Origin of the sequence: Erwinia sp. OLFS4, assembly GCF_002752165.1 — a bacterium.
In the GTDB taxonomy this organism is placed as follows: domain Bacteria; phylum Pseudomonadota; class Gammaproteobacteria; order Enterobacterales; family Enterobacteriaceae; genus Izhakiella.
Genome location: NZ_MOMB01000014.1, coordinates 24,570 through 34,384, shown reverse-complemented (window position 1 = coordinate 34,384; position 9,815 = coordinate 24,570). Strand labels below are relative to the sequence as shown.

Below are 9,815 nucleotides of genomic sequence, written 5' to 3'. Positions count from 1 at the left end.
AAGAATTTGCCTGGCGGCTTTAGCGCGGTGGTCCCACCTGACCCCATGCCGAACTCAGAAGTGAAACGCCGTAGCGCCGATGGTAGTGTGGGGTCTCCCCATGCGAGAGTAGGGAACTGCCAGGCATTAAATAAAACGAACAAGCCCCGTGCGCAAGCATGGGGCTTTTTTGTTTCTGCTGGCCGGACTCAGCGGCCGGTGGTTAAATCCGCTGGGGTATTTATATTGGCAAAGCAGCGTTCTTCGTCATTCAGTCTGACGGCATGGCCACCCGCCTGCATCAGAAATTGCATTAACCGGCGCTGGCCAGTAGCAAGATAATCCTGCAATTCTCCACGAAGATCTGCGCTGATGATGGCCAGCGTCGGATGGTCACGTTGCTGGCTTTTAACCCAAACCGCGGGGGCGTTTTCCCGGTGTTGCCAGAGTCGGTTAACCCAGTCAGCCGGAAGCCAGGGCATATCGCAGGGTGCAAAGGCAACCCAACCGCTCGTCACAACGTTAAGCACCGCCAGTATGCCTGCCAGAGGACCTGGATAGTCTGCTAAGCTATCGCGAATAACGGCTAGCCCACTTTGCGCATAGCGATCAATATTCCGGTTAGCATTGATCACTACACTAGTAACCTGAGGCTGTAAATTGCGCAGTACGTGTTGATAGAGAGGGCAATCTTGTAATATCAGTAAGCCTTTGTCTTTGCCTCCCATACGACTACCCTGACCACCGGCTAACAGTGCGCCGCTAATGGGTAAAATGTTGCTATGCATATATCCTCAAACCGGGCTGATTTCCCGTATTGTCTAACGTTCTCACTCAGGAAAGTATCATGAAAAACTCTCGTCTCAATGAACTGATTGAACTTCTTACGGCCGCCTGGCAGGATGATCCCGATTTACATCTGATGCAATTTTTACAGAAACTGGCACAGGAAGCGGGGTTTGATGGGCCACTGGCAGAGCTGAATGATGATATATTGATTTACCAGCTGAAAATGCGTAATGCGGCGAAAGACAGCATGATCCCCGGTTTGCAAAAGGATTATGAAGTGGATTTTAAAACCGCTTTGCTTCGTGCGCGCGGTATTATCAAGGAGTAGTCGGGCCGCCTTGTTGCGGTTTTAATGTTATGCTGTGCACCGATAAATTTCCCCATGCTGGATATGCAGAATGACCGAACCCGCCTTTAATTTTTCCACGCTGGAACCTGACGCTATTCTCGATGCCTTGTGGGACAACGGGATTCGCGTAGCATCGGGCCTGACTGCGCTGAACAGCTATGAAAATCGCGTTTATCAAATTAGCGATGAAGATAAGCAGCGCTTTGTGGTGAAATTTTATCGTCCACAGCGCTGGAGTGCGGCGCAAATTCTGGAGGAGCATCATTTTGCATATGATTTGCAAAAAGATGAGGTGCCGGTCGTCGCCCCGTTAACCTTAAATAACCGTACATTATTGACTCATCAGGGCTTCATGTTTGCGGTTTTCCCCAGTATGGGCGGCCGGCAATATGAAACGGATAATCTTGACCAACTGGAATGGGTTGGTCGCTACTTAGGGCGTATGCATCAGAGTGCGCGTAAGGCGAATTTTCAGGTTCGTCCGCAGATAGGTTTGCAGGAGTATATTGAAGAACCTCTGGCTCATCTGCAACAGTGTCAGCTGATCCCTCAGGGATTACGCGCGGCCTTTTCTGCCGCTCTGGCGCGGCTGAACATAACTTTACAAAAGTACTGGCATACTCAGTGGCGGCCATTACGTCTTCACGGTGATTGTCATCCTGGTAATATTCTCTGGCGGGATGGTCCGCTATTTGTTGACCTGGATGATGCTCGCATGGGACCGGCAATCCAGGACCTTTGGATGCTCATCAATGGCGATAAGCAGGAGCAGCGGCTGCAGTGGGAGGTACTGCTTGAGGCTTACCAGGAATTTAGTGAGTTTGATGCTAACGAATTGTCACTGATTGAGCCTTTACGCGCGATGCGTATGGTTTATTATCTGGCGTGGGTTGCACGCCGTTGGCAGGATCCTGCTTTTCCACGGAGTTTTCCCTGGATGACAGATGAAGACTTCTGGCGCCGACAAATTGCATTATTTACTGAACAGGAAAGGCTGTTGCAGGAACCGCCTGTACAGCTGATACCAGGCTTTTAGCAGGTAAAATCTGCTGCCTGATTAGGACACAATGAGAAGAGGTTTTTTCCATGAAAAAGATTTTTTTTGCGCTGATGGGGCTGGTATTGGCTTTTGGCGTTTCTGCCGCAACCTATAGCGAAGGGAAACAGTATGTTGCCGTAGACAAACCTGTTGCCGGTGAACCCCAGGTACTGGAGTTTTTCTCCTTTTTCTGCCCGCACTGCTACCAGTTTGAACGTATCTGGCATGTAAATGATGCCGTGAAGAAAAATTTACCTGCCAATGTAAAACTGACTAAATACCATGTTGATTTTCTCGGCGGCGATTTAGGTCCGGTGGTTACCCATGCCTGGGCTGTGGCGATAGCTTTAGGTGTCGAAGATAAGGTGACCGCTCCGCTGTTTGATGGTATTCAGAAAGATCAGACTATCTCAGATGCGGCCAGTGTGAAGGCGACTTTTGTTAAAGCGGCGGGAATTTCGCCAGAAGATTATGATGCGGCATGGAATAGTTTTGCGGTTAAAGCGCTGGTTGCTCAGCAGCAAAAAGCTGCCACAGACATGAATCTGCGTGGCGTGCCGGCGATATTTGTTAATGGTAAATATATGATTAACAACGGTGGGCTGGATACATCTTCTCAGGAAAACTTTGTTCAGGACTATGCGAACCTGGTTAACTTCCTGCTGAAAAAACAATAAAGGGTCGATAAAATCACCCTGACTGCGCTCTGAACTCCGGAACTTGCTGGTCAGTAAGAGCGCTGTGTTTGATTCTTGTTCTTGCTGCCAGTAAAGCGGAAAAAAACTGCCGGAAATTTCGTAGATCATTCACTATTCAGCAATATCTGTCGAAAGCATCGTCTTCGACATCATAATTTATATCCACACTGGTATCAGAATATTCGCTGTGAAAAACATCACAGTGATTGTTTTTAATTAATTGATTTATAAGTTTTTATACTTATTGGTCAGATGATTGTTTCTTGAATGTAAATACTTTAGTAATTTTACGCACAAAGTTACCCACAGGATGATCGGGGACGATCTGCCGCAAATGTACTTTCCCTTTAGGGTTAATTAAGCCGGTTGCGTCGTCTTTGGCGCCGAGCTGTGGCATCCTTAGTGATAATCAGACAACGACTGAAGATGCTATAACAATGGCCAAAATCGCAGAAAATCCGCTTATTCTTGTTGACGGTTCATCATATCTGTACCGCGCTTTTCATGCTTTTCCCCCGTTAACGAATCGTGCAGGCGAGCCGACCGGCGCAATGTATGGCGTAGTTAATATGTTACGCAGCCTGCTGGTACAGTATCAGCCTTCTCATGTGGCGGTTGTTTTTGACGCCAAAGGCAAAACCTTCCGTGATGAGCTGTTTGAACACTACAAATCGCATCGACCGCCTATGCCAGATGAGTTGCGGGCGCAAATACAACCTTTGCACCAAATGGTTACGGCAATGGGACTGCCTTTGCTGGCGGTCAGTGGTGTTGAAGCGGATGATGTAATTGGTACCCTGGCGCAGCAGGCGGAAAAACAGGGACGCTCTGTGTTGATTAGCACTGGTGATAAGGATATGGCGCAGCTGGTCACGGCGAATATCACGCTGATCAACACGATGAACAATGCGATTCTTGGTCCGGAAGAAGTGGTCGAAAAATACGGTATTCCCCCTGAACTGATGATTGATTTTCTGGCGCTGATGGGAGATTCCTCTGACAACATTCCAGGCGTACCGGGTGTAGGGGAAAAAACTGCCCAGGCACTGCTTAAAGGGCTTGGCGGACTTGAATCGCTCTATTCTGCCCTGGATAAAGTCGCCGATCTGGGCTTTCGTGGCGCCAAAACGATGGCGGCTAAGCTGGAGCAGCATAAAGAATTGGCTTTCCTTTCATATCAGCTTGCGACTATCAAAACAGATGTGGAACTGGCACAAACACCGGATGCCCTTACGGTTAATCCACCGGATGTGGCGGCGTTGCTAAAATTATTTGCGCATTACGAGTTTAAGCGCTGGCTGAGCGACGTCGAAGAAGGTAAATGGTTGCAGGGAAGAAATAGCAATCCAGCGAAACAAAAAGAGGTTGCAGCCCAGCTTGCCCAGCCGTCTCAGGCGGCAACAACCAGCGTGCTTTCATCTGAAGGTTACGTCACTATTCTGCATGACGAGACTTTTAACCGCTGGCTGGACAAGTTAAGTCACAGTAAGGCGTTTTCTTTTGATTTGGAAACCGATTCGCTGGATACGCTGAGCGCGAAAATTGTCGGTCTGTCTTTTGCCGTTACCCCTGGGGAAGCAGCTTATCTGCCGGTTGCTCATGATTATATTGATGCGCCATCACAGCTGGATCCCGACTATGTGCTGACAAAACTTAAGCCTCTGCTTGAAGGTACCACGCCGGGTAAAATCGGCCAGAATCTGAAATATGATCGCGGGGTACTGGAGAATTACGGCATCCAGCTGGCGGGTGTTGAATATGATACAATGCTTGAATCCTATATGCTTAACAGCATTGCTGGCCGGCATGATATGGATAGCCTGGCGCAGCGCTGGCTTAATCACAAAACCGTTAGTTTTGAAGATATTGCGGGTAAGGGTAAGAATCAGCTGACGTTTAACCAGATAGCCCTTGAGCAGGCAGCACACTATGCTGCTGAGGATGCTGACGTTACCCTGCAATTGCATCTTAAGATGTGGCCTGAGCTGAAAGAAGAAGCTGGTCCGAGAAAAGTTTTTGAAAACATTGAGATGCCATTACTTAACGTGTTGTCACGCATTGAGCGTAACGGCGTACTGATTGATCAAAAAATCCTCTCTGAACATTCAAAAGAGCTGAGTGGCCGGCTGGCTGAACTGGAACAGCAGGCACATGAACTGGCGGGCGAGCCGTTTAACCTGTCATCACCTAAGCAGTTGCAAACTATTCTGTTTGAAAAGCAGGGTATCAAACCGACAAAAAAAACCCCCGGGGGAGCACCTTCTACCAGTGAAGAAGTACTGGCAGAACTGGCGCTCCACCATCCGTTACCTAAAGTTATTCTTGAACATCGTGGTTTGTCGAAGCTGAAATCCACTTATACCGATAAGCTGCCGCAGATGATTAATCCGCAGTCCGGACGCGTTCATACTTCTTATCACCAGGCGGTGACCGCAACCGGCCGTCTGTCCTCAACCGATCCGAATCTGCAAAATATTCCGGTACGTACTGATGAGGGCCGTCGTATCCGCCAGGCTTTTATTGCACCGCAAGGGTGCGTTATTCTCGCGGCTGACTATTCACAGATAGAACTGCGAATTATGGCGCATCTGTCTCAGGATAAAGGGCTGCTTACCGCTTTTGCTGAAGGACAGGATATTCACAAAGCAACGGCTTCAGAAGTCTTTGGGGTGGCGCTGGATAGAGTCAGCAGCGAGCAGCGTCGTAGCGCGAAGGCAATAAATTTTGGTCTGATTTACGGTATGAGCGCCTTTGGCCTTTCCCGACAGTTGAATATTGGCGCTGGTGAAGCGAAAAAGTATATGGATCGCTATTTCGAACGCTACCCTGGCGTGCTGAATTATATGGAAACTACGCGCGCCCTCGCGGCGGAAAAGGGCTATGTGGAAACCCTTGAGGGACGACGGCTGTATCTGCCGGATATTAAATCCGGTAACGCAATCCGACGTAAAGCGGCTGAGCGGGCGGCAATCAATGCTCCGATGCAAGGAACGGCCGCTGATATTATTAAGCGCGCCATGATCGCGGTGGATGAGTGGTTATTACGGGAAAAACCGGCGGTGAAAATGATCATGCAGGTCCATGACGAACTGGTTTTTGAAGTTCGGCAAAGTGAAATTGATGCGGCGTCGTCAGAGATTCGTCAGCGGATGGAGGCCGGTATGATCCTTGATGTGCCATTGCAGGTTGATATTGGAACCGGAGACAACTGGGATAAAGCGCATTGAGTATTTTTCCGGAAGGCATTTGTTCCCGCATGAGAATGCGACCCGCTGATAGCCGATAAATATTAGATTTACTAACTAATTAATGGGAAAGCATTTTTGGGATAATTTATCTACAGTGGCGTCACCATAGTGTGAGTGATGTCTGGAAATCATCCGTAATTTATGAAAAGAAATTACAAAAAGTGCTTTGTTGGTTAGAAAAAATCGGGTAGAGTTGAACACGTAGGGTACAGAGGTAAGATGTTCTATCTTTCAGACCTTTTACTTCACGTAATCGGATTTGGCTGAATATTAGCCGCCCCAGTTATTATGTAACTGGGGCGTTTTTTATTGGCTAAAATCGATGACCAAAGGTTCTGAAAATTATACTAAAAAAGCTATCACGCCGGCGGCGATAGCTCATCTGCGGCAGCAAACCAGCTGTCCAGTTTAAGACGAAGTTTATCGACACCTATTTTTTTCAGTGATGAAAACATCTCAACCTGGACATCACCCATAAAAGCCAGTGCGGCTTCTTTTACATGATTTAGTTGGCTTTTACGCGCACCGGATGCCAGCTTATCTGCTTTTGTCAGCAGCACCAGAACAGGGATATTGCTGTCTACCGCCCATTCAATCATTTGTTGATCGAGATCTTTCATAGGGTGACGGATATCCATCAGGACTACCAGCCCGCGCAGACAGGCTCGTTTCTCCAGATATTCGCCCAATGCACGCTGCCATTTACGTTTCATCTCTTCAGGGACTTCGGCATAGCCATATCCTGGCAAGTCGACCAGTCTTTTTCCTTCCGTCACTTCAAACAGATTAATAAGCTGCGTGCGCCCCGGTGTTTTACTGGTGCGGGCAAGGTTTTTTTGGTTAGTCAGCGTATTGAGCGCGCTTGATTTCCCGGCGTTAGACCGTCCGGCAAAAGCCACTTCCGTTCCGATATCAGCAGGAAGGTGGCGGATGTCCGGCGCGCTGGTGACAAAGTGGGTAACGTGATAATTCCAGGCAGACACAATTAATGCTCCAGATTAGATTTTGCGTAGAATTATACCGGGAATGCGTAAGAAGTTCTCCTTAACTGATTTTTGCCGTTTTTTGTAAGACATTTGCCATAAAGTTTGCGAGATTAAACTGTATTTTTTCTGGTTATGACAATTAAAATATTTTAAAAACAACCCAGTATAACATTTTATGATGATTTGATAAGTTTTTCGCAACTTACTATCTTGAGACTTTAAATGGTTAAGCTACATTTATTGTAGTGTTCAGGAAGAACACCCTCAGGAAGAAGAGCTCAGGGAACTTCAGGATGATAAAGGGCAGGGCAGGAATTGTTTTCTGGACGAAACGAAAGGGATGGATAAGCTCAGGAGAGCTGTGGGCAAAGGGATAAACCGGGACGTTGTAAGCTAACAAGGATGCTGACAAGGTCAGCCCTTCTGCGGAAGGTGCGAAAAAAAGGCGACAGGGTGACCTGTCGCCTTTTTTCTTTCAGGACTTTCTGCTAGATTCCGCGGCAATCCCCTGAGGAAAATCACTGAGACAATAACATGAAGCAACCTGCACGCACTTCTTCCGGCAGTAAACCTAAACGTAAGACACGGGAAACGCTGAATCAGGAAGCACGCGATCGCAAGCGTGACAAGAAACATCGTGGCAATGCGGCGGGTAGCCGTGGCAATCCGGGACGGCCAGCACAACAGGCCGGGGGCAGCGCCAGGCCAAAAGATCCGCGTATTGGCAGTAAAACCCCGGTTCCACTCGGCGGTGTAAAGGCAACCACAACCGCTTCAGCAAATAAACCAGCACAGCCGGACGTGCAAAAAGCCATCATGTCGCCGCAGGAAGAGCTGGCAATGCTGGAAAATGACGCGCGGCTGGATGCTTTACTCGACAGGCTGGAAAGCGGTGATGCGCTCAGCGGTGAAGAACAGGCCTGGCTGGACCAGACGTTGGATCGTATCGACGTGTTGATGGAGCAGCTGGGTATTGCGCTGGATGACGATGCTGATGAAGAAGATGCCGAAGAAGATATGTACCGGTTGCTCAAAGGTGGCCAGTCCTGATGCTGCAACAGGACTGATTCTCCCTCAGTGACGCGCTGTTTGACGGCGATATCCCATGATTATTTGGTCTGGATCAATTACTGGTCTTATTCTGGCATGTTACCTGGGCTGGCAATTCGTTAAACTTTTCCGTCTGACCAGCCGGAAAAGTCGCTTGCAGCGACGTGCCAGCATTCAGTACGCCAGGCCGCCATCGCGCGGATATCTTCGTGAACCACCCCGCAGGGAGAAACGCCATGAGCATGCCGGAGATTGAATGGGATCAGGCGCTGATTGAAAAATATAATGCCTCGGGGCCACGTTATACCTCTTATCCGACGGCTCTGGATTTTAATGACAGCTGGCAGGAGTCAGCTTTTCGCATAGCAGCAAACCGCTATCCTGACCGGCCGTTGTCGCTTTATCTGCACATACCGTTTTGTCACCGGCTTTGCTATTTTTGTGGCTGCAACAAGCAGGTTACCCGTCAGCAGCATAAAGCAGAAGCGTATCTGGTGACGCTCGCAGAGGAAATCAAAGCGCGGGCTGCACTGTTTCGTCAGCGCAAAGTTAGCCAGATGCATTGGGGCGGCGGCACCCCGACGTTTTTAACTGCCGGGCAGATTGAGCGGCTAATGACGCTGTTACGCGCCGAATTCGATTTTTCCCGTGATGCAGAAATTTCCATTGAAATCGATCCGCGCGAAATCCCGCTAACGTTAATCGATCATCTCTCTGAACAGGGTTTTAACCGCCTGAGTATGGGCGTCCAGGATTTTAATAAAACGGTGCAGGAGCGGGTCAACCGGGTGCAGGATGAAGAATTTATCTTCGCTTTAGTCGCCCGGGCCCGTCAGATGGGGTTCAAATCAACCAGTATTGATTTAATTTACGGTCTGCCGATGCAGACTCCGGAGAGTTTTGCTTTCACCCTGCAACGGGTTCTGGCGCTGCGTCCGGACCGGCTAAGCGTATTCAATTATGCTCATCTGCCGACACTGTTTGCCGCCCAGCGTAAAATTCGCGAGGCGGAGTTACCGCCTGCCAGTGATAAGCTCATGATTTTACAGCAAACAATTACAACGCTCTGCGCGGCCGGCTATCAGTTTATTGGTATGGATCATTTTGCCCTGCCTGATGATGAGCTGGCGCAGGCCCAACGTCGCGGACAGTTGCATCGCAATTTTCAGGGTTATACCACGCAGGGGGATTGTGATTTGCTGGGAATGGGGGTTTCTGCCATTAGCATGATGGGCGACAGTTACGGTCAGAATGACAAAGAATTACGCCGCTGGGCGCAGCGGATTGAGGCGCAGGGCAGTGCTGTGGCTCGTGGACTGGACCTCACTACTGACGACCGTGTGCGTCGTGATGTGATCAAGTCTCTTATTTGTAACTTTTCGCTGGATTTTATGCGGCTTAATCAGCATTGGGGCATTGATGCGCAACGTTATTTTGCTGATGACCTGGCAAGGCTACAGCCGATGGTGGCTGACGGGCTGATTGAATGTTCAGCGCTGGGATTGCGCGTAACGGCCAAAGGACGCTTGCTGATTCGTAATATTTGTATGTGTTTTGACAACAGGCTACAGCGTAAACTCGAGCAGCGTCAGTATTCACGGGTCATCTGATGGCAGTTTATTTCGGGTATTGCAGTCAGATAAAACGCCCGGCTGGCTTAAACCGGGCATATTCCGT

Annotated in this window: 9 protein-coding genes and 1 rRNA gene; 8 read left to right on the top strand and 2 right to left on the bottom strand. The window is 49.0% G+C overall.

From position 1 onward, the window contains the following. Positions 1-9 precede the first annotated feature (9 nt). Positions 10-125: ribosomal RNA gene (gene rrf / locus BL249_RS05180) — 5S ribosomal RNA — on the top strand. A 63-nt stretch (positions 126-188) separates the two neighbouring features. Here rrf and mobA read toward each other — a convergent pair. Next, positions 189-767, bottom strand: a complete 579-nt coding sequence (mobA, locus tag BL249_RS05175; protein WP_446717708.1) for a molybdenum cofactor guanylyltransferase MobA — start codon at positions 765-767, stop codon at positions 189-191. Positions 768-826: 59 nt separating this feature from the next. Here mobA and BL249_RS05170 point away from each other — a divergent pair, with 59 nt between their 5' ends. From BL249_RS05170 to BL249_RS19465, 5 genes are all read left to right on the top strand, one after another. After that, entirely contained in the window at positions 827-1,096 is a 270-nt protein-coding gene (locus BL249_RS05170) for a YihD family protein (RefSeq protein ID WP_099706685.1), read from the top strand. A 70-nt stretch (positions 1,097-1,166) separates the two neighbouring features. Continuing rightward, complete coding sequence (locus BL249_RS05165) at positions 1,167-2,153, top strand: serine/threonine protein kinase (RefSeq protein ID WP_099706684.1); 987 nt, start codon at positions 1,167-1,169, stop codon at positions 2,151-2,153. A 50-nt stretch (positions 2,154-2,203) separates the two neighbouring features. Beyond that, entirely contained in the window at positions 2,204-2,833 is a 630-nt protein-coding gene (dsbA, locus tag BL249_RS05160; RefSeq protein ID WP_099706683.1) for a thiol:disulfide interchange protein DsbA, read from the top strand. A gap of 458 nt (positions 2,834-3,291) precedes the next feature. Next, positions 3,292-6,081 carry a DNA polymerase I gene (polA, locus tag BL249_RS05155; RefSeq protein ID WP_099706682.1) on the top strand — a complete coding sequence of 930 codons (2,790 nt, stop codon included), beginning with the start codon at positions 3,292-3,294 and terminating at the stop codon, positions 6,079-6,081. 240 nt (positions 6,082-6,321) lie between these two features. After that, positions 6,322-6,369, top strand: coding sequence for a spot 42 RNA, inhibition of DNA synthesis (locus BL249_RS19465; RefSeq protein WP_071892919.1), 48 nt, complete (start codon positions 6,322-6,324; stop codon positions 6,367-6,369). A 92-nt stretch (positions 6,370-6,461) separates the two neighbouring features. Here BL249_RS19465 and yihA read toward each other — a convergent pair whose 3' ends face one another. Further along, positions 6,462-7,085, bottom strand: a complete 624-nt coding sequence (gene yihA / locus BL249_RS05150; RefSeq protein WP_099706681.1) for a ribosome biogenesis GTP-binding protein YihA/YsxC — start codon at positions 7,083-7,085, stop codon at positions 6,462-6,464. 537 nt (positions 7,086-7,622) lie between these two features. Here yihA and yihI point away from each other — a divergent pair. Next, positions 7,623-8,138, top strand: coding sequence for a Der GTPase-activating protein YihI (gene yihI / locus BL249_RS05145; RefSeq protein ID WP_099706680.1), 516 nt, complete (start codon positions 7,623-7,625; stop codon positions 8,136-8,138). Positions 8,139-8,374: 236 nt separating this feature from the next. Then, positions 8,375-9,748: an oxygen-independent coproporphyrinogen III oxidase gene (hemN, locus tag BL249_RS05135; protein ID WP_099706678.1), complete on the top strand. Its 1,374-nt coding sequence runs from the start codon at positions 8,375-8,377 to the stop codon at positions 9,746-9,748. Positions 9,749-9,815: the final 67 nt, after the last annotated feature.

Bases quoted from the DNA above. Each gene is read 5' to 3' on its own strand.
- mobA (WP_446717708.1), bottom strand. From the start codon at position 767: ATGCATAGCAACATTTTACCCATTAGCGGCGCACTGTTAGCCGGTGGT.
- BL249_RS05170 (WP_099706685.1), top strand. From the start codon at position 827: ATGAAAAACTCTCGTCTCAATGAACTGATTGAACTTCTTACGGCCGCC.
- hemN (WP_099706678.1), top strand. From the start codon at position 8,375: ATGAGCATGCCGGAGATTGAATGGGATCAGGCGCTGATTGAAAAATAT.
- dsbA (WP_099706683.1), top strand. From the start codon at position 2,204: ATGAAAAAGATTTTTTTTGCGCTGATGGGGCTGGTATTGGCTTTTGGC.
- polA (WP_099706682.1), top strand. From the start codon at position 3,292: ATGGCCAAAATCGCAGAAAATCCGCTTATTCTTGTTGACGGTTCATCA.
- yihI (WP_099706680.1), top strand. From the start codon at position 7,623: ATGAAGCAACCTGCACGCACTTCTTCCGGCAGTAAACCTAAACGTAAG.
- BL249_RS05165 (WP_099706684.1), top strand. From the start codon at position 1,167: ATGACCGAACCCGCCTTTAATTTTTCCACGCTGGAACCTGACGCTATT.